Here is a 25,791-nt window from a genome sequence, read left to right on the forward strand (position 1 = left end):
TTTATGAACAGTAATTTTTACAACTCAAACCCTAAATCAACGCCTAAATTTTTAGCAATTAACTTGGTAATTCTTGTTTTTAACTGTGGTATTTTAATTTTTTCAACTACATCATTTGCAAAGGCATATAATAATAAAGCTTTTGCTTCTTTCTTTGGAATACCTCTAGATTGCATGTAAAATAAAGCACTTTCATCTAATTGACCAATGGTACAACCGTGTGAACATTTTACATCATCAGCAAAAATTTCTAATTGTGGTTTTGCGTTTATTGTTGCGCCATCATCAATTAAAATACTATTATTTTGTTGAAAAGCATTTGTTTTTTGAGCAGCTTGTTGCACAATTACTTTTCCATTAAATACACCAACAGATTTATCAGCATAAATACCTTTATACAATTCATGACTTTCACAATTTGGAAATTTATGATTTACTAAGGTATGGTTATCAACGTGTTGTTTGTCACTTAAAATAGAAATTCCATTTAAGTTAGAATTAATATGTTCTCCTTCTTGATAAAATTCTAAGTTGTTTCTGATTATTTTTCCTCCAAAAGAAAATGTACTAACTGAAGCTACACTTTGTTGTTTTTGTGACACAAAAGTACTGTCAATTAAAGAAGAATCATCAGTGTCATTTTGAATTTTATAGTAATCTATAATGGCTCTTTTGTGAACAAAAATTTCAGTTACAGAATTTGTAAGTGTTGTGTTTTTTGATAAATTTTGATGACGTTCAATAATTTGCACATGTGAATTTTCTCCAACAACCACTAAATTCCTTGGTTGAAGCATCACTTCTTTTTCACTACCAGTAGAAAAATTAATTATTTGAATTGGTTTTGGTACTATGGTGTTTTTTGGAATATTTATAAAAGCACCTTCAACTGCAAATGCAGTATTTAACTCAGCTAAACTATTGTTTCCTTTAGCAATGGTGTTGAAATAATTATCAACTATCATTTTATATTTTGGTCTTGTAAGAGCAGAAGATAACACACAAACATCACATTCATCGTGTGTAGTTGTTGATAAAAAGGAACTAAAAACACCATCAATAAAAATTAATTTATACGATTCAATTTCATTGATTAAATATTCTTCAATATTTTTAAATCCGACAGATTTCTCTCCTGAAGGGAAAAGACTAAAATCGTGTTTTAGTAAAGGTTTTAAGCTTGTATATTTCCATTCTTCATCTTTTTTTGAAGGAAATCCTTCATTTTCAAAATTTTGAATTGCTTTTAAACGAAGTGTATGTACGTTAGAATCTAAATCTAAACCACCTTTGTTTTCAAAAGCTAAAAATGAAGAGACTAATTTTTCTTTTAAATCCATAATTTTTTTTATTTCAGCCAATCGTATCCTTTTTCTTCTAATTCTAAGGCTAATTCTTTCCCTCCAGATTTCACAATTTTTCCATTGTGTAAAACGTGCACAAAATCAGGTACAATATACTCTAGCAAGCGTTGATAATGAGTAATTACCAAAACAGCGTTATCTTTATTTTTTAGTTTGTTAACACCATTTGCAACAACTTTTAATGCGTCAATATCTAAACCAGAATCTGTTTCGTCAAGTATCGCTAGTTTAGGTTCCAACATGGCCATTTGAAAAATTTCATTACGTTTCTTTTCACCTCCTGAAAATCCTTCATTTAATGAACGCGATAAAAACTTTCTATCTATTTCTAACAAGTCAGCTTTTTCTCGAATTAGTTTCAACATTTCTTTAGCTGGTAATTCTTCTAATCCTCGCCCTTTTCTAGTCTCGTTTATTGCAGTCTTAATAAAATTGGTAACCGTAACTCCAGGAATTTCAACTGGATATTGAAAAGATAAGAAAACACCTTTATGTGCTCTTTCTTCAGGAGCAAAATCAGATAAATCTTCACCATTTAAAATTACAGAACCTTCAGTAACTTCATATTCTTCTTTTCCTGCGATAACGGCTGAAAGTGTACTTTTTCCAGAACCATTAGGCCCCATAATAGCATGAACTTCTCCTGCTTTTATTTCAAGATTTATACCTTTTAAAATCTCTTTATCGTTGATACTTGCGTGTAAATTTTTTACTTGTAACATCTTAATTTTTTATATAAAATCTAATATTATTTTGTCCTCTATTTTTAATTTATCAGCATTTAAATGAATGCCTCCTATATAATTCATTCCTAAATAATCTGCTGATTTTTGAAATGGAATGTAAAAAGTTTTATCAATACTATCGCTATGTGAATTTGAAATCACAGACATGTTTTTACCTTTTAATTTTCTTCCTGTTTCTTTTTCAACTCTAATTAAATCGGAAAAACGATCAAAAAAAACTTTCATAATTCCACTCATATTATACCAATATACAGGTGTTGCAAAAATGAGTGTGTCGTATTTTTCAATAATTGAGATTATAAGTGGTAAAAAATCATCATCTAAATTTTTACTTTCGTAGTCGTAATATGAAAAAGTATAATTGTTTAAATCAATTACCTCAATATTATATTTTTCTGAAATAGCAGCAATGGATTTTGCTGTGTTTCCTGAACTTCGAGACGAACCTAGAATAATTACTTTTTTATTTTCCATTTTATCCAACGCTTCCTTCTAAACTAATTTCTAATAATTTTTGCGCTTCAACGGCAAATTCCATTGGTAATTTGTTGAGTACTTCTTTCCCAAAACCATTCACAATTAATGCGATTGCTTTTTCAGTATTAATACCACGCTGATTGCAATAAAATAGTTGGTCTTCACCAATTTTACTAGTTGTTGCTTCGTGTTCTATTTGAGCCGTTTTATTTTTACATTCAATATATGGAAATGTATGCGCTCCACATTGATCTCCCATTAATAAAGAATCACATTGTGAAAAGTTTCTTGCATTTTTTGCTCTTGGACTAATTTGCACTAAACCTCTATATGAATTTTGCGATTTTCCAGCTGAAATACCTTTAGAAATAATAGTACTTTTGGTATTATTACCTAAGTGAATCATTTTTGTACCAGTATCAGCTTGTTGGAAATTATTTGTAACAGCGATTGAATAAAATTCTCCAACCGAGTTATCTCCTTTTAAAATACAGCTAGGATATTTCCAAGTAATAGCACTTCCAGTTTCAACTTGTGTCCAAGAAATTTTAGCATTCTTCTCACATAAACCACGTTTAGTTACAAAATTGTAAACACCACCTTTTCCTTCTTTATCTCCTGGGTACCAATTTTGTACAGTGGAATATTTAATTTCAGCATCATCCAAAGCAATTAACTCCACAACCGCAGCGTGTAATTGATTTTCATCACGAGCTGGCGCTGTACAACCCTCCAAATAACTCACATAACTTCCTTTGTCAGCCACTACTAATGTGCGCTCAAATTGTCCAGTTCCACCTTCGTTAATTCTGAAATAAGTTGATAACTCCATTGGGCAAGTAACACCTTTTGGAATATAACAAAATGAACCATCAGAAAATACAGCGGAATTTAAAGCCGCATAAAAATTATCGGTTGTAGGAACGATAGTTCCTAAATATTTTTTTATCAATTCAGGATGTTCTTGAATAGCTTCTGAAATAGGCATAAAAATGATACCTTTTTCATTCAATGTTTTTTTGAATGTAGTAGCTACAGAAACTGAATCTATAACAATATCAACCGCAACATTAGATAAACGCTTTTGTTCACCTATTGAAATTCCAAGCTTTTCAAAAGTTTTTAATAATTCAGGATCAACCTGATCTAAACTATCTAATTTTGGCTTCTGTATTGGTGCTGAATAGTAACTAATATCTTGAAATTTTGGTTTTTCATAATTTACATTAGCCCATTCTGGTTCTTCCATTTCTTTCCAGATTTTGAAAGCTTCTAAACGCCATTCAGTCATCCATTCAGGTTCGTTTTTCTTTTTGGAAATTGCAATTACAACATCTTCATTTAAACCAACAGGAAATTTATCAGCTTCAATATCAGTATAAAAACCGTATTCGTACTCCTTAGTTTCGAGTTCTTTTTTTAAATCGTCTTCAGTAAATTTGCTCATTTTAAATTTTTAAAGTGAAAATGATTCTCCACACCCACAAGTACGTTGTGCATTAGGATTGTTAAAAACAAAACCAGTTCCATTTAAACCTCCAGAATATTCTAGAGTGGTACCAATTAAGTATAAAAAACTTTTTTTGTCAACAATAATTTTAACGCCATTGTCTTCAAAAACCTTATCTTCTTCTTGCTTTTTCTTGTCGAATGTTAATTCATAAGAAAGACCTGAACAACCACCACTTTTAACGCCAACTCGAACAAAATCTTCAGTTGGATTAAAGCCATCATCACCCATAAGATCCAATACTTTCTTTTTTGCTATGTCTGAAACCTTTATCATATCTCTTAAGTAGATTAATTCTAAATAAGTGCAAATATAGGCACAAATTATGGTTTTTAAAACCTTTTTTGTATGAATAAAATTAATAGTGTTATAGTTGTTACCTATAAACTTTTATCTTTGCAAAATGATAGAAGACAAAAATCAAGCTCGTACAAGTTTAACAGAATTAGGTGAATTTGGGTTGATAAAACATTTAACACAAAATTTTAAAATTCAACATAAATCTACCATTAAAGGAGTGGGAGATGATGCTGCTGTGTTAGCGATAATGGATAAGAATATTTTAGTGACTACTGATTTGTTAATTGAAGGTGTGCATTTTGATTTGAGTTATATGCCTTTAAAACATTTGGGTTATAAAGCCGTGATGGTAAATTTATCGGATGTATATGCAATGAATGGTGTCGCAACCCAAATAACGGTTTCAATAGCGGTTTCAAACCGTTTTTCTTTAGAAGCTATAGAAGAATTATATGAAGGAATTCATTTAGCATGTAAAAGTTATAATATTGATTTAATTGGTGGAGATACCACTTCTTCAACAACAGGTTTGTTAATTAGTATTACTGCTATTGGTGAAGTTAATAAAGATGAGGTTGTTTATAGAAACACAGCAAAACCTACTGATTTATTAGTTGTTTCAGGAGATTTAGGCGCGTCATATCTGGGTTTACAGGTTTTAGAAAGGGAAAAACAAGTTTTTCAGGTAAATCCTAATTCTCAACCTGATTTAACAAATTATAGTTATTTAATTGAACGACAATTAAAACCTGAAGCAAGAAAAGATATTGTAAAATTATTGAAAGATTTAGAAGTTAAACCAACATCAATGATTGATATTTCTGACGGACTTTCTTCTGAGATATTGCACATTTGTACGCAATCTAAAGTAGGATGTAATTTGTATGAAGACAAAATACCATTGGATCCTCAGGTAATTTCAACTTGTGAAGAATTTGATTTAAACAGCACAACTATTGCGTTAAGTGGAGGTGAAGATTATGAATTGTTATTTACCATTTCTCAAGACGATTTTCTAAAGATAAAAGCCAATCCACATTTATCAATTATTGGTCACATTACTGAAGAAAGCGAAGGTGTAAATTTAGTAACTAGAGCAAATCAATATATAAAATTAACGGCTCAAGGCTGGAATGCTTTACAAAAGGAATAAGAGGTTATAAATAGAATTACAGAAACGCCTATATTTTTGAAGTTTAGGCGTTTTATAGTTTATAAAATGAGTTTTTTTCGGCATAATAATTGTTGACCTAATAAAAACTACATTTTTGTATGAAACGTATTCTGTTAATTATTTTTTTAATTCCTACGTTGTTATTTTCCCAAGGGAAACTTAAAAAAGCAAAAGAAAGCTTATCAGAAAGCAGCACAACAAGTACAAGCAATTCAACAACTAGAAATGATAGAGGAACAAGAACTTCTAGAAATAATCGTCTAAATTCTTCAAATAATAATGGGTTTTTCCAGGATTTTTTTGTTGAGCTTGGTTTTTATGCCTTTTACGGCACAGTTATAGGTCAATCAGAATATAGAAGTTTAACACCACACCCATATTATAAAAATACTTTTGGTGAATATTTAAAAGAAGATTCTATAAGCTCAAAAAATAGTATCTTTAAAATAAGTGCAATTCGTCATTTTAATATAAGGATTAATGGATTGGAAATAAACGCGAATTATAGGATTTTACCAATTTTCGGACTTGAAGCGTCTTATATTCATTTTTCAGAAAGAACTATTGTTGGAAGCGATTTTTTAGAGATTTCTTCACTTATGGCCAATTATTATAGAATACGAGAAAAAAATATTTCACTTTGGTGGGGTTTAGGGGCTTCATATGTTGGTAATGGAATTCAAAAAGTGGGTTTTGCATATAATATTGGAACTGAAATTTATCCATTTAAACCAATAAGTTTACACGCTTCTTGGAAACAAAGTTTTATAAATAGTACAAGTATTGATGTTTTTAAAACTCAAATAAAATACCACATAAAAAACACAGCTATTTTTACGGGATATCACGATTTTAAATTAGGAAGTGAAAAAAATGGAGGTTTTATACTAGGTATGGAATATACATTTTAACTTAACACAATTTCACAAACATAGTTAAGGCGTTAATTAATTCATCTTTATTTTCAACATGACTCATGTGTCCATCAGGGAATTCAATAACTTTTACGTTTGTATTTTTAGTTTGGTTTATTAAACTTAAATAATCTAAAGCTGGATCTTGTTTTCCAATAATCATTTGAATAGGAAAATTAGCATTTTTATAAATTGAAGTATGGTCTTTTCTAATTTTCATTCCTTCTAATGAAGCAATAATTCCTTGAGTTGAAATTTGCAAAGCTTCATTAGTAATTTGTTTAATTTCTGAAGTGAAAATAGTCCTGTTTTTTTCTGAAAAAAGCATTGGAATAGCAATTCGTACAAATGTTTTATGATTTTGCTTTACCGCTAGAATAGCTCGGTCTCTATTTATTTTTTTTTCTTCAGAATCAGGTAAAGCGGTTGAATTCATTAAACACAATCCTTTTATGTTTTGAGGAAATAATTTTGAATAAGCAAGTGCAATATAACCACCCATACTATGCCCAATAATTATATATTTTCGTAAGTGAAGATGATTTAAAACGGCCTTCACCATTTCAGCCTGATCTTCCATAGTGTGAATATAACCGTGATTTTCGGTTTTTCCATGTCCTAATAAATCAATACAAATAACTTTGTTTCTTTTTGAAAGAACTTTAGTAATTTCATTCCACATGGTATTATTTTCTAAAAAACCATGCAGTAAAACAATAGCACTTCCTTTACCCGAAATTGTAAAATGAACAGAAGTGTTTTTATAAAGAAAATTCATAATTAAAAATTATGTGAGTTGTAATTATTTGCTAATTTTTTAATCCTTTAATCGCTGAAAAAGCTTTGTCAACATTTTCTTCTTCAACCAAAATTGTGAATTCATTTGTTGTAGATACTACTTCATAAAGGGAAATTCCTTCCCAAGCTAAACGTTTAAAAAACTGATAATATAAACCTGCAATTTTTGTGTTTTCATTAGGTAAACCAATAGTTATTGCAGATAAATGGTCTTGAGAAGTAATACAAGTTTCATTTTTATAACTATCCTCAATTTGTTGTTTTAAAGAAGTGGTAATTAAAACATTACTTTCATGAACACCACGAGTGAACGTATAGAAAATATGTGGATCTTCCTTCAATACTTCTAACATTTTTAAATGACTGTGAATTAGACTGCTAGAATTTTTAAAAGTATAATCTGAAAGATTAGAACGAACCGTAATATCTCCTAAATTTTCCAAAACCTTATTTAGTTTAATTTTGTTCGCCATTTCTTTTGGCGGACTATACCTTCGAAGCGCCATCATAATAGCTCCAGCTTTTACAGGTTTGCGAAGCATTTTAGAAATGGGATCTCTTAATTCTTCTGATAAAGCGCTGTAATTTAAAATATTACGAGTTAAAGCGTCTTCTAAAAACGGTTGAGAAACTAATATTTCTTCAACACAGGTAGCAATTGTTTTCATCTGTTTGTTTTTTATTTGTCAAATTGTTAAATAGTTAACAGTTTGTGCAAAATTAGTGTATAATTTTCAAATAAGAACCAAATAATTAAAATCATTCTATTTTTGCATCCTAAAATATGAAAAAATGAAAGTTTTAAAATTTGGAGGAACGTCAGTTGGTTCAATTGAAAATATAAAATGTGTCAAAGATATTATTGCTGACGGGAATAAAAAAATTGTTGTTCTTTCGGCAATGTCTGGTACTACAAACGCTTTGGTTAATATATCTGATTTAATTAAAAACAACAATATTGATGAAGCATTACTAGATGTAGAAACTTTGTATAAAAACTATAAGTTGGTTTTAGAGGAATTAATTGAAGAGCCTAATTTAAAAAAAGATGTAGAAAATTATATAAATACAGTTTTTGATTTTTTAAAAGATTGTACTTCAAAAAAACACTCAGAATTACTGTATAATAAAATAGTTTCTCAGGGGGAGTTGTTATCAACTTATTTTTTTACGAAATATTTGCATCAGGAAGGTGTAAATGCACAGTTATTACCAGCGTTAGATTTTATGCGAATTGATAAGATGAACGAGCCTGACGATTTTTATATTCAGCAAAATTTAAAACGAATTATTAGTGAAGCATTACCAGCAGATATTTATATAACTCAGGGTTTTATATGTTTAAATGCATTTGGAAAAACGGCAAATTTACAACGTGGCGGGAGCGATTATACGGCTACAATAATTGGAGCAGCAGTAAAAGCAGAAGAAGTTCAAATTTGGACAGATATTGATGGAATGCATAATAACGACCCAAGGTTTGTAGAAAACACACAAGCCATTTCAAATTTATCGTTTGATGAAGCTGCAGAACTTGCTTATTTTGGAGCTAAAATTTTACATCCACAAACAGTAATGCCAGCACGCGAAGCTAATATTCCTGTTCGTTTAAAAAACACGATGGATCCAAAATCGTATGGTACGTTAATTTCAAAAGATTTTAAAGGAGAAGGAATTAAAGCGATAGCAGCAAAAGATGGTATTACAGCTATTAAAATTAAATCGGCTCGAATGTTGTTGGCGCATGGTTTTTTAAAAAAAGTATTTGAAATTTTTGAAAAACATGAAACATCTATTGATATGATTACTACTTCTGAAGTGGCAGTTTCATTAACTATTGATGATGATAAAAACCTAAAGGCAATTATTGAAGAATTAGAAAAATTTTCTACAGTTGAGGTTGATAATCAGCAAAGTATTATTTGTTTGGTTGGCCATTCAGTAGTAAGACATCATGAAACACATAGGCTGTTTCAAGTATTACAAGATATTTCAGTACGTATGATTTCTTATGGAGGAAGCAATAATAATATTTCACTATTAGTAAATACAAATGATAAAATTACAGCCCTTAAACAATTAAATTCTTACGTTTTTGAATTTACAACCGCATAAATTTCTATGAATAATAATTATTTGGTTAACGAAAAAACTCGAAGCATTTGCTTCGAGTTTTTTATAGATTGAATATTATAAAAATTAAGAATTCATTAAATCTTCAATTTCTTCAACTTCAATAGGAATATTTTTCATTAAGTTTATAGGTTCTCCTGTTTTTTGAACAACAACATCATCTTCAAGTCTAATTCCCATATTTTCTTCTGGGATATAAATTCCAGGTTCAACAGTGAAAACCATATTTGCTTTCATTGGTAATTTAAGTTGTCCATAATCATGTGTGTCTAATCCCATATGGTGAGAAGTTCCGTGCATAAAATATTTTTTATATGCTGGCCAATTAGGATCTTCATTTTGAACATCAACTTTGTCTATTAATCCTAAACCTAATAATTCAGAAGACATAATTTTACCAACTTCTTTTTGGTACTCAGCCCATAAAACACCAGGAGCTAGCATTTTTGTAGCTTCATTTTTCACTCTTAAAACAGCATTGTAAATAGCTTTTTGTCTGTCAGAAAATCGTCCGTTTACAGGAATTGTTCGTGTCATATCACTAGAATAGTTAGCGTATTCAGCACCAACATCCATTAACAACATATCACCATCTTTACATTCTTTATTGTTTTCTATATAATGTAAAACACAGGCACTATAACCTGAAGCAATTATTGGAGTATAGGCAAATCCATCAGAGCGATTTCTTAAAAACTCGTGCATAAATTCAGCTTCAATTTCAAATTCCATAATCCCGGGTTTTACAAACGGCAAAATTCGTCTAAACCCTTTATTTGTAATATCACAAGCAGTTTGTAAGATTTCAATTTCTTCAGGTTCTTTTACACCTCTAATCTGTTGTAATATTTGATTACTTTTTTCCCATTTATGTGCAGGGAAATCGGCTTTACATTTTTTAATAAAACGGTCTTCTCGCGTTTCAATTGCTACAGCTTGGCGGTAGTGTTCGTTTGTATTGAAATATACAGATTCAGCTTCAGTCATTAAATCATAAAAGACTTTATCAAATTCTGAAAGCCAATAAATAGTTTTTAGACCAGAAACATCTTTAGCTTCTTCTTTAGAATATTTTGCGCCATACCAAATTTCAATATGCTTATTTGTTTCTGTTAAGAATAAAATTTCACGGTGGTTTGGATCTATAGCATCAGGGAAAAGTAACAAAATACTTTCTTCTTGGTCAGCACCACTTAAATATAATAAATCACTACTTTGTTCAAAAGGTAGTGTGCTATCAGCTCCAGTTGTAAAAATATCATTGGAGTTAAATATTGCAATTGATTTTGATTTCATTTGAGCCGTAAACTTTGCTCTATTTTTAATAAAAAGTTGACTGTTAATTGGAAGGTATTTCATTTGTTTAAGTTTTTATGTTATTGAAATTTTTCATTGAAAAACTTCTAAAATATTAAGTTAAGAATCGCAATCCTCGTTTACTAAATTCATTATTATTAAATTTAGTTTAAAATTAAAGAACAAAGTTATAAATTTGTTGAAAACCAAACCTTAAAAACTCAATATTATTTATGCAAAAATTAATAGTATTTCTACTCTTTGTGTCATTTTCAACGTTAATGTTCTCACAAAACAAACCAGCTTACAAATTATACAATGAAAATGGAGGTAAAGTTTCCTATAAAAGTATGATTAAAAAGATGAAGAAAGCAGAGGTGATTTTATTTGGAGAACATCATAACAATCCAATTGTACATTGGTTACAATATGAAACCACGGTAGATTTAAGTAAACAGAGAAAACTAATATTGGGTGCTGAAATGTTGGAAGCTGATAATCAGACTCAATTAAATGAATATTTAGCTAGTGAAATTGATCAAAAAGCATTTGATACTGTTGCAAGATTATGGAAAAATCATTCTACAGACTATAAACCATTAGTAGATTTTGCAAAAGAAAACAAGTTGAGATTTATTGCTGCAAATATTCCGAGGAGATTTGCAAGTATTGTTTTTAAAGGTGGTTTTGAAGCTTTAGATACACTTTCTATTGAGGAAAAATCATGGATTGCACCATTACCAATTAAATATGACGCTACTTTACCAGGTTATGTTAAAATGAAAGAAATGATGGGAGGTCATGGAGGAGATAATTTACCAAAAGCTCAAGCAATAAAAGACGCCACTATGGCTTATTTTATTCTTAAAAATATGGAGAATAAAAAGTTGTTTATCCATTATAACGGTTCATATCATTCTGATGATTATGAGGGAATTAGCTGGTATTTAAAGCAAGGAGAACCTAACATAAATATTGTGACAGTTAGTGTTGTAGAGCAAGAAAATTTAAAAAAGTTGGATAAAGAAAATAAGTCTAAAGCCAATTTTATTATTGTAGTTCCTCCAACAATGACAAAAACGTATTAAGCTTTAATTATCTATTTTTTGTTTTAAATACGGTTATAGTTTGTATAATTTTTACTAATTTCGAAATTACTAATAACTAAAAAAAAATACCATTGCCTAACTTATTTCATGAAAACGAATTCGTTTTTAATGTTCTATTTGAAGCAGTTTCAGAAGGTGTAATAGTTGTTGATGAAAATCAAACAATTGTTGCAACTAATGTTGCTGCAGAACAAATGTTTGGATACTCTAAAGACGAGTTAATATCACAGCATTTAAATATACTAATTCCACCAAATTATCACACTGCACATTCTGCATATGGAGGGCATTATGAAACTTTTTATAAACAGTCTTCGGCAAGGCAAATGGGTCAGAATAGAGAGTTGTTTGGAGTTCGTAAAAATGCGAATAAATTTCCTGTTGAGGTTGGCTTAAACCCATTTAAAATAGAAAAAAAGAAATTTGTGATGTCTATAATTATAGATATTACAAATAGAAAAAAATCTGAGGCTAAAATTAATGAGTTAAATAATTTGTTAAAAGATAAAATATCTACAAGAACCATTGAACTTAATAATACAGTTTCTGACCTAAAAAAAGAAATAGAAAAGCGGGTAAAAGCAGAATCAAATTTAAAGATAGCTCTGAAAAAGGAAAAAGAACTCAACGAGCTAAAAACCAAATTTTTATCTTTAGTGTCTCACGAATTTAAAACACCATTAAGTGGCGTTTTAAATGCAGCTGTATTAATAGGGAAGTACACAAAATCTGAAATGCAAGATAAAAGAGATAAGCACTTGCTTACCATTAAAAATAAAGTGTATTATTTAAATGGAATTTTAAATGATTTTTTATCTATAGAGCGACTAGAATCTGGTAAAGTGAAATATAAACTTAGTAACTTTAAGTTAAGTAAAGTGGTAAATGAGGTCGTTTATAATGCGAATATGATGTTGAAAAGTGGGCAGCGAATTAATTACCCTTTAAATATTGATAATTTAAATATTTATCAAGATGAAAAAATAGTAGAACTAGTATTATCAAATTTATTACATAATGCTATTAAGTATTCACCAGAAAATACCATTATAGATTTTAAAATTAAGTTTAAATCAAATGAATTTATTTTTGAAATTAAAGATGAAGGAATTGGAATACCATATGAAGATCAAAAACATATATTTGAACGTTACTTTAGAGCAGAAAATGCCTTAACAAATGAAGGAACAGGTATTGGATTAAACATTGTAAAAGGTCATTTAGAAAGTCTAGGAGGTACTATAGAATTTAAAAGTGTTAGAAATCAAGGAACCACATTTATTGTTAAATTACCATTAATTAAAGAAAAATGAAAACAATATTAATTATTGAAGACGATATAGTTTTAAGAGAAACAACTGCCGAAATATTGGAACTTGAAAATTATAAGGTAATTACTGCTTCTAACGGTAAAAGAGGTGCTGAACAAGCAAAAATAATGCTTCCAGATTTAATATTATGTGATATTATGATGCCGGAAATGGATGGTTATGATTTGCTAAAAATTCTTTCTAAAGATGAACAAACAAAACGAATTCCATTTATTTTTATGTCAGCTAAAACTGAAATAAAAGATGTTCGGAAAGGAATGGATTTGGGTGCCGATGATTATCTTACAAAGCCTGTAAGTGAAGAATTGTTATTAAGCGCAATTGAAAGCAGACTGGCAAAATTTGAGTTATTGAAAGAAGATGAAACTCTAAAAGAGATTCCAATAAAACAAGGAGAATCATTCAAAGAAATAGAGAATATTGATGATCTTAAAAATTACTTTTGTGATTTTGGTTTGTCAAAAATTTACAAAAAGGGTGAAGTCATTTATAAAGAAGGAGAATATTCTAACCATATTTATTTAGTTTATAAAGGAAGTGTTAAAAGTTATAAAATTGACGAGTTAGGAAAGGAGTTAATTCTTAATATTCATAAAGGAGATGATTTTATAGGTTTATCTGCAATTATTGATAATTCGCATTATTATGAGTCTATATCAGCAATGGAAACTTCAGAAATTTTACAAGTGTCTAAATCTGTTCTATTAGAAATATTAGAAAACAACTATAAACTTTCATTAGAAATATTTCAATTAATAAATGAAAATTTAACAGAAGTTAAAGAACAATTATTACAAATGGCCTATGGATCTATGCGTAGAAAGACAGCCAAAACCATTTTAAAATTTGCTAAATTGATGAACCATAAACCATCAGATAGTATTAATATATCTCGTCGTGATTTGGCTGGTGTTGCAGGTATTGCAACAGAAAGTTTAATTAGAACGCTAACTGATTTTAAGAAGCATGGGATTCTTGAAATTGAAGGTAGAAATATAAAAATTCTTGACATCGAAAAATTAGAAGCTATAAATTAAATTATTGTGATTTTCAGTATAAGCAACAGTTGGTTTTAAAAAAAATCGCTGACTTATGTCATTTATTCTTAAAACGTCTTTGTTTAAGTTTGTATGAAGAATAATGGCAATGAAAAATATATTAATCTTAACAGATTTTTCTGAGAATTCTTGGAATTCAATAACTTATGTACTTGCACTGTCTCAAAATAGAAGCTGCAATTTTTACTTATTGAATGGAGTAAATTCCTATGAAAATGAATTTGAAGATCAATCAAGTAATCAGTTACTTCTTGTAAAAAATAAAAACGAAAAAGACTCAAAAAAAGAATTTGCTAAATTAAAAGATAAGATTAACAACTGTCCATTAAAAGGGAATCATAATTTTTTTCCAATTATAGCAGATACTAATATTATAGATGCTGCTAGGGCTCAAATTATTGAAAAAAAAATAAACTTAGTTGTAATTGGAACTAATGGAATGTTATCTAATGGTAGACAAAATAATATAAGCCCAATTGCTGAAGACATTATCACAAAATTAAAATCTTCTATTTTAGTGGTGCCATTTGAAGCTCGTTTTAAAGGTATGAAAGAAATTGTTTTTCCAACTGATTATACAAATTTCAGCGAGGGAAAATTACTACAAAACCTTTCTAAGTTAATAAGTTACTATCAATCTTCAACTCGTTTTGTTTATATGGCAAAAAATAGTGGAGAATTAGATAAAGAACAACATTGGAATAAGGAAGCTTTACACGATTATTTTTTAGATATTCCTCATAGTTTTCACAGTGAAATTAATGAAAATTTCGAATTGTCAATTGAAAATTTTATTCAAAAAAACAATACGGATTTAATAGTAATGGCAGCAAAAAATTTAAATTTGTTTGAACAAATACTATTTAGACCTAAAATTAAAGACATTAAGTATTATTTTAAAACACCATTTTTAGTACTTCATCAGTTTAATTATTGAAGTTGATTTTTAAAAATCAGTTAAAATCCCACCTTATTTAAGAAAAATTTATGAAGCTATTAATAGCTTAACAGATTATATTATAATAAATTTGAGTTAATTGAATATTTATATAAAAAATATTTAATGCAACTAAACTCAAACTTTTTATAATGAAAAAACTAGCCTATTTTTTTAGTTTTTTATTCCTTTCAATAGGAATAAATGCGCAAAATTCAATAGTTAAAAATGTTCCTTTTACCAATATTGGACCTTCAATTATGAGTGGTCGTATTGTTGATGTAGATGTCAACCCGAATAATCCAGTAGAATTTTATGCAGCATATGCTTCTGGCGGTTTATGGTATACTAACAATAATGGGACTTCTTTTACTTCAGTAGCAGACAATGCGCCTACTCAAAATATGGGTGATATTGCTGTAGATTGGAATAATGGAACAATTTGGGTTGGAACAGGTGAGAGTAATTCTTCTCGATCTTCATATGCCGGAATTGGAATTTTAAAAAGTACCGATAAAGGGAAGTCTTGGCAAAATGTTGGTTTGAATGATTCTCAACATATTGGACGTATTATCATCAATAAAAAAAATCCAGATGAGGTTATTGTTGGAGTAATTGGCCATTTATACACACCAAATATTGAACGTGGTATTTTTAAAACAACAGATGGTGGTAAAACTTGGAATAATGTATTATTTATTAATGAAAATACGGGAGTAATTGATATTAGTGCGTCACCAATAAATTCAAATGTATTATATGCAGCCTCTTGGGAACGCGATAGGAAAGCGTGGAATTTTGATGGAGATGGTGAAAATTCAGCAATTTATAAAAGTGTTAATGCTGGATCTACTTGGACTAAAATTACTTCAGAAAAAAGTGGTTTTCCAATAGGAAGTGGTATAGGAAGAATTGGTTTAGCTACATTTAATGATGAGATTATTTATGCGCTATTAGATAATCAGTTTATGCGTCCAGAAAAAGAAAAGAAAAAAGAAATAGGCTTAACAAAAGATGATTTTAAAAATATAAGTGAAACAGGCTTTTTACAATTAAATGATGAAAAACTAAACACGTTTCTAAAAAATAATGGTTTTGATAAAAAATATACGGCTGAAAACGTAAAACAGTCAGTAAAAAAAGGAAAAATAAAACCTATTGATTTAGTAATTTATTTAGAGGATGCAAATTTTGTATTGCTAAACTCTGAAGTAATAGGTGCTGAGGTTTATAAATCCGTAAATGGTGGTAAAACTTGGAATAAAACTCATGAAGATTATTTAGATGGAGTTTATAGTTCGTATGGTTATTATTTTGGAGTAATAGCTGTAAATGAATCAAACGAAAATAAAATATACATTGGCGGTGTTCCATTGTTAACATCTGATGATAGCGGTAAAACATTTACTTCAATGAATAGAGAAAATGTACACGCAGATCATCAGGCATTATGGGTGAATTCTAAATTAGAGGGGCACATTATAAATGGGAATGATGGTGGACTTAATATTACCTATGATGATGGTGAAAATTGGATTAAAAACAATTCACCTTCGATTGGTCAGTTTTATGCGATAAATGTAGATAATCAAAAACCATATAATGTTTTTGGCGGTTTACAAGATAATGGCGTTTGGTATGGTCCAAGCAATTATAAAGCCTCAAAAAATTGGGAAAGTAGTGGAGATTACCCATATAAAATGATTGGCGGTGGAGATGGAATGCAAGTTCAAATAGATAGTAGAGATAATAATATAGTATATTCTGGCTCTCAATTTGGGTATTATTATCGTGTAAATTTAAAAACAAATGAACGTATTGATATTCATCCTACACACGAATTAGGAGACTCGCCATATCGCTATAACTGGCAAACACCAATATTATTATCGCCTCATAATCAAGATATTTTATACATGGGAGCAAATAAACTGTTACGCTCTATGGATAAAGGTGAAACTTTTGAAGTGATTTCTGACGATTTAACAACAGGTGGTATTAAAGGAAATGTACCTTTTGGTACTTTATCGGCAGTTTCTGAAAGCCCTTTTCGGTTTGGATTAATTTATACGGGAAGTGATGACGGTTATGTAAATATAACTAAAAATGGTGGAGGAAGTTGGGCTAGAATTTCAGATAACTTACCTCAAAAATTATGGGTTTCTAGAATTGTGGCTTCACAACACGAAAGAGAGCGGGTTTATGTAACCTTAAATGGATATAGAAATGATGATTTTAAACCATATATCTATGTAAGTGAAAACAATGGAGAAACTTGGGAAAACATTCAAGCTAATCTTCCAAATTCACCAATAAATGTTATAATTGAAGACCCAGCAGATGAAAATATTTTATATGTCGGTAATGATTCTGAACTGTTTATAAGCTTTAATAAAGGCGAAAATTGGCAAGTGTTTTCTCATGGTCTCCCAAAAGTTGCAGTTCATGATTTAGTGATTCAAAAAGAAGCGAAAGATTTGGTTGTAGGAACTCATGGGCGTTCTATTTATAAAACTAATATTGCTGCGCTACAACGATTTAATACTATTAAAAATGATAAGGTAGCATTGTTTGAAATTCCTTCTATACATTTTTCTTCACGATGGGGAAGTTCTTGGAATAAATGGCTAAAACCAAAAGAACCTAGCGTTACAATTTCTTATTATGTTTTAAATTCTGGAAAATATACAGTTGATATTTTGGCTGAAGACAAAACAAAATTAAAGAGTTTTACTATTAATGCTTTTGAAGGGTATAATTGTTTTGAATATGATGTTTCAGTAAGTGAAAAAATTGTAGACACCTATTTTTCTAAAAACGAAATTTCAGTTAAAGAAGCAAAAAATAACAAATACTATTTACCAAAAGGGGAATATCTAATAAAAATCTCCGGAGCTAAAGAAAGCGCAGAACAAAAATTTACAGTTAAGTAAAACATTGAAATATTAGAAAAACGCCCAATTTTGAATTGGGCGTTTTTTACGTTTTAATACTCCAATTCTTCTAATTTTTTAAAAGGTGATAAATTTAATTGCTCAACAGTTTTTTGATAGTTAATCCAATCAGTATTATAAAACTTATTAATTTTTGAAATAACGGCACTTACTTTTTCGTCAGCATTTTTAACGAGCGTTAATTCAGTTTCTCCAGGTTTTTGAAGTAGAGAACCAACATATCTTCTAGCGGTATATAAATAAGAAACAGTGCTAGGAAATTCAGTATCAGTAATACCTTGTCGTTTATCTTCTTTTCCTAACATATCATCTAATAAGTCATTTATACTTTTTAATACAACATCATGAGATTTTAATAATTCTTCTTTGTTTTTTAATTCAGATTGATTTTTTATGCGTTTTTTATAATCTTCAATAATTTCTTTAGATTCTAACAAACGCTGAGTTGCTTCACCTGCAATTCCACTTTTATTTTCAAGTTGCTTTAATAAATCATATTTACTTTTTAAAACTTCAAAAGGCATTTCAACTCTAGGGTCGTAAGCAACTTTAATGTTTTCGCTAACGGTTTCATTTCCAAAATGGATTTTTAGGGTATAAGTTCCAGGCAATACGGTTAAACCTCTAGGCTCGTTTGCATCCTTTTTAACAATTCTTCTTGAAGGACCTCTTTTCCCTTTCTCATTCATTCCCCAATAAGTTCTGTGAATTCCATTTTCTTTTGGAGCTAAATTTTTAAGACTTCTTATCAATTCATTTTTATCATTATAAAATTCGAAGAAAATTGAATCAAATTTTACTGTAGGTTTTTTAGATTTTACTTCAGCAATTGCGACTTCTTTTTTAGATTTATTTTTCTTCTTTGTTGAAGGTTCTTCAGCTTTTTTAGTTTCAATTTCAGGTCTATTAATACTATAAGTTATCATTGCACCTCTTTTTCTATTTTCACCATTAAAAATTGAATTAGCTCCAAAACGTGTCCCAGTTGGTTGTTGGGTTTGAGTTATAAATGCTGAAGGTGGCGTATATAAATGAAGTGTTTTATCTACTATTTGTTTACCTTCTTTGGCAATTGCTCTTAATGGTCTAATATCATCTAATACGTAAGCCGCTCTACCAAAAGTACCTATTATTAAATCGTGTTCCCGTGGGTGAATTGCTAAATCCATAGTAGAAACTGTTGGAAAACCATTTGTCCATTTGGTCCAAGTAGTACCTTCGTCAATACTAATATGCAAGCCGTATTCAGTACCTAAAAACAGTAAGTTTGCCACTTCCAAATCTTGAATTATTGAAAGTGTATAACCGAAATTTTCAGTTTTATTTTGAAGTAAACTCTCCCAAGTTTTTCCAAAATCACGAGTTCTAAATAAATAAGGTTTAAAATCAAATTGACGATAATTATTAACCACAGCATAGGCTTCACCTTTATTAAACTTAGAAGCTTTTATTTGTGCTACCCAACTTCCTTGTGGCATTCCTTTAATATTTTGTGATACATTATTCCAAGTTTTCCCTCCATCTTGAGTTAATTGAATGTTTCCATCATCAGTACCAACCCAAAGCAAATTTTCATCAAATTTACTAGGTTCAATAACTAAAATAGTACAATGATTTTCAGCTCCTGTAGCGTCCATAGTAATACCACCACTTTCATGTTGTTTTTGCTTTTCTTTGTTATTTGTTGTTAAATCAGGTGAAATTATGTCCCAAGTATATCCTTTATTAGTTGATTTGTGTACAAACTGACTTCCAAAATAAATAGTTTCATTATCTGTAGGGTTTATAGAAATTGCAGAATTCCAATTGAACCTTAGTTTCACATCAGGGTTTGGGTGTGTGGGTCTTATACCTTTTGCATAACCAGTTTCCCTATCGTATCTAGCAACATTTCCTTCTTGAGACATTCCATAACCATATCTGGAGTTTTTAGGATCTGGAATTACATCGAAACCATCACCAAACATTAATTCTTGCCAATAAGAATTTCTGATACCTTGATCTTTTAGTACATATGAAGGACCACTCCAAGATCCATTGTCTTGCATTCCTCCATAAATATTATAAGGAAACTCCATATCTACATTTATATGATAAAATTGTGCCAACGGCAAATTTTCAACAAAACGCCAAGTTTTACCACGATCACGAGTAATATTTAAACCACCATCGTTACCGTCAATCATAAAATTAGAATCTGTTGGGTGAATCCACCAAGCATGATGATCTGGATGAACACCAACTGAAGTTCCATATGCAGGCATTAATTGTTTGAATGATTTCCCACCATCTTGACTAACATTTATATAAGTAAAAACAGAATAAACTCTATTTTCATTAATAGGGTCTACAAATATATCTGAGTAATAAAAAGGTCTGTTACCAATTCCATCTGGACCTCTACCACTTGATTTGTCATTCACCATTTTCCATTTTACGCCACCATCTTCAGATTTATATAATCCATTTTTTTTAGCTTCAACAAGTGCATATATAAATTTAGGATTGCTTTGAGAAATAGCTATTCCAATTCTTCCTAAATTTCCTTCTGGTAATCCATCTTTATCCGTTAGTTTTTTCCAATTTTCACCACCATCATAAGTAATATACATTCCAGATCCTTCACCTCCTGAATTAAATGTCCATGGTTTTCTTTGATGTTCCCACATTGCAGCAATTAATTTATTTGGGTTTGAAGGATCAACAACTAAATCAGCACAGCCAGTTTTATTATTTACAAACAAAGATTTTGTCCAAGTTTTTCCACCATCAGTAGTTTTAAAAACGCCTCGTTCAGGATGTTCACCCCAAGGTGAGCCTATAGCGCCAACATATACAGTATTAGGATTGTCTTTATCAATAATAATTTTGTGAATATTTCTTGTTTTTTCTAATCCAACAAGCTTCCAAGTTTGCCCTGCGTCTAAACTTTTATACAATCCATAACCACCAGTTAAACTATTTCTAGGGTTTCCTTCACCTGTTCCTGCCCAAATAACATCAGGATTACTCTGTTGAATTGCAACAGATCCAATAGATGCAACTGCTTGATCATCAAAAATTGGTTTCCAATCAATTCCACCACTTTCAGATTTCCATAATCCGCCAGAAGCAGTCCCTATATATATTATATCGGGTTCATTTGTTACCACATCAATAGCTGTAACTCTACCGCTCATCCCAGCAGGACCAATTGATCGAGGATTTAGGTTTTTTAATTTTTCTAAGTCTAATTGCTGAGAAATTACAATTGTTGAAATAAATAGTGCGAGTAAGGTAAGTTTCTTCATTATTTATGAATTAGTTGAAATAATTTTAAATGTAGAGAATAGAAATGTAAGATATGTTAAAATTTTGATAAAATAGGGAAGTTTAAATTGCTTAATTGTTACATAAATAAAAAAAAACAGCCATCGGTTGATGGCTGTTTTTTTTTTAAAGTATTTTAAATCTTTTATTAACTAATACATTTAGCTCTATTATATTCAAAATTCATACGAGCAATATCTAATAATTGTACCTCTTGAGGACAAACCATAGCACAAGCACCTGTATTTGAACAATTCCCAAAACCTTCCTCATCATGAGCATTTATCATCCATAACGCACGTTCAGTACGTTCAATTTGACCTTGAGGTAATTTAGCTAAGTGACCTATTTTGGCCGATACAAATAACGCTGCAGATGAGTTTTTACAAGTTGCAATACAAGCACCACAACCAATACAAGCTGCACTATCAAAAGCGCTTTCAGCGATGTCATGATGGATAGGGATTGTATTTGCTTCAGGAGCCATACCTGTAAAAGATGAAATATAACCTCCTGCTTGAATAATGCGATCCATGGAGCCTCTGTCAACTTTTAAATCTCTAATAACTGGAAATGAATTAGCTCTAAAAGGTTCAATGGTAATTGTATCCCCATCGCTAAAAGAGCGTAAGTGCGTTTGGCAAGTTGTGTAATGTTCTTCTGGTCCGTGTGCTTTTCCATTGATAACTAGCGAACATTGGCCACATATTCCTTCTCTACAATCGTGATCAAATTCAACAGCCGGTTCTCCTTTTGAAGCAAGTTCTTCATTAAGAACATCTAACATTTCTAAAAAAGATGTGTCCGAACTTAAATCTGATAATTTATAGGTTACTAATTTTCCTTTTGTTTTGGCGCTTTCTTGTCGCCATATTTTAAGTGTCAGTTTCATAATCTTTATTATTTATATGAGCGAACTGTTGGTTTAACTTCCGTAAATTCTAATGGTTCTTTATGTAATTTCCAGCTTTCTCCATTTTGCCATTCCCAAGCAGAAGAGTACATATAATTTTCATCATCTCGCATTGCTTCGCCATCTTCAGTTTGGTAATCTTCTCGGAAATGGGCTCCACAACTTTCTTTTCTATCTAAAGCATCAACAGTCATTAATTCAGCTATTTCTAAATAATCTGCTAAACGACCTGCTTTTTCTAATTCAGAATTAGGTCCATTTTCATTTCCTGGTACTGCAGCATTTTCCCAAAATTCTTTACGTAATTTTTTAATTTCTTCAATAGCCCAAATCATCCCTTTTTCGTTTCGAGACATGGCTACTTCTTTAAACATAATTTTACCTAAACGTCTATGAATTTGGTCAACAGGCATTGTGCCTTTAATAGCTAATAATTTCGTTACTTGATCTTTTACTGCTTTTTCAGCTTCTTCAAATTCAGGAGTATCTGTTGAAATTTTACCCGTTTTAATATCATCAGCTAAATAATTTGAAATTGTATTAGGTAAAATAAAATTACCATCAACTGATGCTTGTAAAAGAGAATTTGCTCCTAAACGATTTGCACCGTGATCAGCAAAATTAGCTTCACCAACAGCAAATAAACCAGGGATTGTTGTTTGTAATTCATAATCAACCCATAAACCTCCCATAGAAAAATGGGCAGCAGGTGATATTTTCATTGGTTCTTTATAGGCGTTAATCGCTGTAATTTTTTCATACATGGTAAAAAGGTTACCATAACGTTCTTTAATGGTGTCTTCACCTAATTTTTCTATAGCTGTTTTGAAGTCAAGATATACGGCATTTTTTAATGGTCCAACTCCATGACCAGCATCTATTCTTTCTTTAGCTGCTCTTGAAGCAACATCTCGAGGAACTAAGTTTCCGAAAGCTGGATAACGTCGTTCTAAGTAATAATCTCTTTCGTCATTTGGAATATCTCCAGGAGCACGATTTTCATCTTTATTTTTTGGTACCCAAATACGACCATCATTTCTAAGCGATTCAGACATCAAAGTTAATTTTGATTGATGTTCACCAGATTGTGGTAATGCTGTTGGGTGAATTTGAGTCCAAGATGGATTCGCAAAATAAGCACCTTTTTTATGAGCGCGCCAATTTGCTGAACCATTTGAATTCATTGCTAGCGTAGATAAATAAAATATTTTACCAAAACCACCAGTTCCAAAAACCAAGGCATGAGCCGAATGACGTTCAATTTCACCGGTATTTAAATTACGAGCAATAATACCTCGGGCTTTGCCATCAACTATTACAATATCAAGAATTTCATGACGATTGTATTGTGTTAATTTACCAACTTTAATCTGCTTCATCATAGCTTGATAAGTTGCCAAAAGAAGTTGTTGACCAGTTTGACCACGAGCATAGAAAGTTCTTGATACTAAAACTCCACCAAAAGAACGATTGCTTAAATATCCACCATATTCACGCCCAAAAGGAACTCCTTGAGCGACCATATGATCAATTAAATTTGCTGAAACTTCAGCCATTCTATAAACGTTAGCCTCACGAGATCGGAAATCACCACCTTTAATAGTGTCGTAAAACATTCGATACACGTTATCACCATCATTTTTATAGTTTTTTGCTGCGTTTACACCACCTTGTGCAGCAACTGAATGTGAGCGTCGTGCTGAATCTTGAAAAAAGAAAACTTTTACGTTGTATCCTAATTCAGCTAATGATGCAGCTGCACCTCCACCAGATAATCCACCACCAACAACAATTACATCTAATTTTTTGCGGTTTGCAGGATTAACAATTCGGGTTTTAGCAAGGTAGTTTTGCCATTTATCTTTTAAAGGTCCTTCTGGAATTTTTGCGTTAAGAGCCATAATTCTATGTTATTTTAAGTAAAGAATGATAGGAATGATGGCATATAATATTGCCATAACTAAACTGAAGCATAGTGCTATATACTTAATAATGCTCATCACTTTTTTAGGGTATATTCCTAAAGAACGATGTGCACTTTCTATCCCATGTATTAAATGGAAGCACATTGCAATTATTCCTATTTCATATATAAGTACAAACCACCAAACTTTAAAAGTAGCTAATACTAATTCGTATAAATCATGTTCTGTTCCAAGCACTTTATATTTTAGCCAAAACTGGGCCATATGTAAAACAATAAAGACACCTAAAATTGTTCCTAAAACACCCATGTTTCTCGAATACCAAGTGCTTGTAGAATTATCAGTTACTTGATATTTTTCTCCTCTAGATTTTCTGTTTTGAATTGTAATTAATAAGGCGTCAACTACATGAATAATCATTGCAGCATATAACACCCATGCTACAATTGTTACTGGCCAAAAGCTAACTAAGAAGTGAGAATATGCATTATACATATCATGTACGTTTTCTACGCCTCCCCAAAATTCTATTGGAAAAAATGAGTTTGGAATTATTAGAATTAGATTTCCTATAAGGTGAATTACAAGGAAAAAGATAATAAATAGCCCGGTTATAGCCATTAAGTTTTTACGCCCAACCGATGTTTTGAATAGTCCTTTTTTAACTGCCATAAGGCTAATTTTTTAGAGTTTATGTGCAAAAGTATAAGAGGATAAAGCTTTAGGTAATGATATTTGTCAGATTTCACTTAAAGATGTGTTATTTATAATGAATCTAAATTAAGGGAATAAACAACAAGAGGTTTTAAAAACACAACTTCAAATGTATATATTTGGACTTTAAAAAAATCAATTAAAAAATGAGCGAAATTTTATCATCATCAATTGCAAGGAAAGTAGCTATGGCGCTGTCAGCACTTTTCCTTATCATTTTCTTACTTATTCATTTAGCGGTTAATTTAACATCATTATTTAGTGCAGACGTTTTTAACCAAGCCTCGCACTTTATGGGAACTAATCCTTTAATACAGTTTGCAATGCAACCTATATTAATTTTTGGAGTTGTGTTTCATTTTGTAATGGGGTTTGTTTTAGAACTAAAGAACAAAAAGTCAAGAAATGTAAAGTATGTTAATTATAACGGAGCTGCTAATGCTTCTTGGATGTCAAGAAATATGGCTATTAGCGGAGGTGTAATTTTAATTTTTATTGTAATTCATTTTCTAGATTTCTGGATTCCAGAATTAAACACAAAGTATGTTTTAGGAGATATGTCTGGAATGCACGGTGGTGAATTTAGATATTTTGAAGAATTACAACACAAATTTATGAGTCCAGTGAAAGTTGGAGTTTATGTAATTGCATTTATATTATTAGCATTGCATTTAGCACACGGTTTTCAATCTGCATTTCAATCAATGGGTTTTAATAACAAATACACAAAATTTGTAAAAAACTTAGGAACTATTTATTCAATAGTAATTCCATTAGGATTTATAATTATAGCACTGTATCACTATTTTATTCAAATTAACCATTAATC

General features: G+C 30.3%; 21 protein-coding genes. 9 read left to right on the forward strand and 12 right to left on the reverse strand.

Going from position 1 to position 25,791, the window contains the following annotated elements; translation table 11 throughout:
- Window positions 1-17 precede the first annotated feature (17 nt).
- From sufD to Q0352_RS08130, 5 genes are read right to left on the reverse strand one after another with little or no spacing between them, the layout of a single operon-like run.
- Complete coding sequence (sufD, locus tag Q0352_RS08110) at window positions 18-1,340, reverse strand: Fe-S cluster assembly protein SufD (RefSeq protein WP_299526400.1); 1,323 nt, start codon at window positions 1,338-1,340, stop codon at window positions 18-20.
- An 8-nt stretch (window positions 1,341-1,348) separates the two neighbouring features.
- Window positions 1,349-2,086, reverse strand: a complete 738-nt coding sequence (sufC, locus tag Q0352_RS08115) for a Fe-S cluster assembly ATPase SufC (RefSeq protein WP_299526403.1) — start codon at window positions 2,084-2,086, stop codon at window positions 1,349-1,351.
- A 9-nt stretch (window positions 2,087-2,095) separates the two neighbouring features.
- Window positions 2,096-2,584, reverse strand: coding sequence for a flavodoxin family protein (locus Q0352_RS08120; protein ID WP_299526405.1), 489 nt, complete (start codon window positions 2,582-2,584; stop codon window positions 2,096-2,098).
- A 1-nt stretch (window position 2,585) separates the two neighbouring features.
- Window positions 2,586-4,034, reverse strand: a complete 1,449-nt coding sequence (gene sufB, locus Q0352_RS08125; protein WP_299526409.1) for a Fe-S cluster assembly protein SufB — start codon at window positions 4,032-4,034, stop codon at window positions 2,586-2,588.
- Window positions 4,035-4,043: 9 nt separating this feature from the next.
- Window positions 4,044-4,373 (reverse strand): iron-sulfur cluster assembly accessory protein, encoded by a 330-nt coding sequence (locus tag Q0352_RS08130; protein ID WP_299526412.1) that lies wholly within the window; start codon window positions 4,371-4,373, stop codon window positions 4,044-4,046.
- A 127-nt stretch (window positions 4,374-4,500) separates the two neighbouring features.
- Between Q0352_RS08130 and thiL the strand changes: the two genes are divergently transcribed.
- Window positions 4,501-5,550 carry a thiamine-phosphate kinase gene (thiL, locus tag Q0352_RS08135; RefSeq protein WP_299526415.1) on the forward strand — a complete coding sequence of 350 codons (1,050 nt, stop codon included), beginning with the start codon at window positions 4,501-4,503 and terminating at the stop codon, window positions 5,548-5,550.
- Between the two features lie 119 nt (window positions 5,551-5,669).
- Window positions 5,670-6,482 carry a hypothetical protein gene (locus Q0352_RS08140; protein WP_299526418.1) on the forward strand — a complete coding sequence of 271 codons (813 nt, stop codon included), beginning with the start codon at window positions 5,670-5,672 and terminating at the stop codon, window positions 6,480-6,482.
- A gap of 1 nt (window position 6,483) precedes the next feature.
- Here the strand turns inward: Q0352_RS08140 and Q0352_RS08145 are convergent, their stop codons facing one another.
- Together Q0352_RS08145 and Q0352_RS08150 are read right to left on the reverse strand one after the other, a co-directional pair.
- Window positions 6,484-7,263: an alpha/beta fold hydrolase gene (locus Q0352_RS08145; RefSeq protein WP_299526421.1), complete on the reverse strand. Its 780-nt coding sequence runs from the start codon at window positions 7,261-7,263 to the stop codon at window positions 6,484-6,486.
- Between the two features lie 31 nt (window positions 7,264-7,294).
- Window positions 7,295-7,951, reverse strand: coding sequence for a hypothetical protein (locus tag Q0352_RS08150; protein ID WP_299526424.1), 657 nt, complete (start codon window positions 7,949-7,951; stop codon window positions 7,295-7,297).
- 124 nt (window positions 7,952-8,075) lie between these two features.
- Between Q0352_RS08150 and Q0352_RS08155 the strand changes: the two genes are divergently transcribed.
- On the forward strand, window positions 8,076-9,398 hold the full coding sequence (locus tag Q0352_RS08155; protein WP_299526427.1) for an aspartate kinase: 1,323 nt from the start codon (window positions 8,076-8,078) through the stop codon (window positions 9,396-9,398).
- An 84-nt stretch (window positions 9,399-9,482) separates the two neighbouring features.
- On the opposite strand, the gene Q0352_RS08160 is transcribed toward Q0352_RS08155, so the two are convergent.
- Window positions 9,483-10,775 (reverse strand): aminopeptidase P family protein, encoded by a 1,293-nt coding sequence (locus Q0352_RS08160; protein WP_299526430.1) that lies wholly within the window; start codon window positions 10,773-10,775, stop codon window positions 9,483-9,485.
- 170 nt (window positions 10,776-10,945) lie between these two features.
- On the opposite strand from Q0352_RS08160, the gene Q0352_RS08165 reads away from it, so the two are divergent.
- From Q0352_RS08165 to Q0352_RS08185, 5 genes are all read left to right on the forward strand, one after another.
- On the forward strand, window positions 10,946-11,800 hold the full coding sequence (locus Q0352_RS08165; protein ID WP_299526433.1) for a ChaN family lipoprotein: 855 nt from the start codon (window positions 10,946-10,948) through the stop codon (window positions 11,798-11,800).
- Window positions 11,801-11,892: 92 nt separating this feature from the next.
- The gene (locus tag Q0352_RS08170) at window positions 11,893-13,134 is read left to right on the forward strand and encodes a PAS domain-containing sensor histidine kinase (RefSeq protein ID WP_299526436.1); all 1,242 of its coding nucleotides are present in this window, start codon (window positions 11,893-11,895) and stop codon (window positions 13,132-13,134) included.
- The gene (locus tag Q0352_RS08175; protein ID WP_299526439.1) at window positions 13,131-14,189 is read left to right on the forward strand and encodes a response regulator; all 1,059 of its coding nucleotides are present in this window, start codon (window positions 13,131-13,133) and stop codon (window positions 14,187-14,189) included. Before Q0352_RS08170 ends, Q0352_RS08175 begins: the two co-directional genes overlap by 4 nt.
- 109 nt (window positions 14,190-14,298) lie before the next feature.
- Window positions 14,299-15,147 (forward strand): universal stress protein, encoded by an 849-nt coding sequence (locus Q0352_RS08180; RefSeq protein ID WP_299526442.1) that lies wholly within the window; start codon window positions 14,299-14,301, stop codon window positions 15,145-15,147.
- Window positions 15,148-15,299: 152 nt separating this feature from the next.
- The gene (locus Q0352_RS08185; protein WP_299526446.1) at window positions 15,300-18,080 is read left to right on the forward strand and encodes a glycosyl hydrolase; all 2,781 of its coding nucleotides are present in this window, start codon (window positions 15,300-15,302) and stop codon (window positions 18,078-18,080) included.
- 53 nt (window positions 18,081-18,133) lie between these two features.
- Here Q0352_RS08185 and Q0352_RS08190 read toward each other — a convergent pair whose 3' ends face one another.
- The 4 genes from Q0352_RS08190 to Q0352_RS08205 form a co-directional block, all read right to left on the reverse strand.
- Window positions 18,134-21,391 (reverse strand): sialidase family protein, encoded by a 3,258-nt coding sequence (locus tag Q0352_RS08190; protein ID WP_299526449.1) that lies wholly within the window; start codon window positions 21,389-21,391, stop codon window positions 18,134-18,136.
- A 167-nt stretch (window positions 21,392-21,558) separates the two neighbouring features.
- Complete coding sequence (locus tag Q0352_RS08195) at window positions 21,559-22,302, reverse strand: succinate dehydrogenase/fumarate reductase iron-sulfur subunit (RefSeq protein ID WP_299526452.1); 744 nt, start codon at window positions 22,300-22,302, stop codon at window positions 21,559-21,561.
- Between the two features lie 8 nt (window positions 22,303-22,310).
- A complete protein-coding gene (locus tag Q0352_RS08200; RefSeq protein WP_299526455.1) occupies window positions 22,311-24,224 on the reverse strand; it encodes a fumarate reductase/succinate dehydrogenase flavoprotein subunit in 1,914 nt (637 codons plus the stop codon).
- A gap of 9 nt (window positions 24,225-24,233) precedes the next feature.
- On the reverse strand, window positions 24,234-24,920 hold the full coding sequence (locus Q0352_RS08205) for a succinate dehydrogenase cytochrome b subunit (protein WP_299526458.1): 687 nt from the start codon (window positions 24,918-24,920) through the stop codon (window positions 24,234-24,236).
- A 188-nt stretch (window positions 24,921-25,108) separates the two neighbouring features.
- Between Q0352_RS08205 and Q0352_RS08210 the strand changes: the two genes are divergently transcribed.
- A complete protein-coding gene (locus tag Q0352_RS08210) occupies window positions 25,109-25,789 on the forward strand; it encodes a succinate dehydrogenase cytochrome b subunit (RefSeq protein WP_299526461.1) in 681 nt (226 codons plus the stop codon).
- Window positions 25,790-25,791: the final 2 nt, after the last annotated feature.

The sequence above is a fragment of the uncultured Lutibacter sp. genome, from assembly GCF_937891065.1.
In the GTDB taxonomy this organism is placed as follows: domain Bacteria; phylum Bacteroidota; class Bacteroidia; order Flavobacteriales; family Flavobacteriaceae; genus Lutibacter.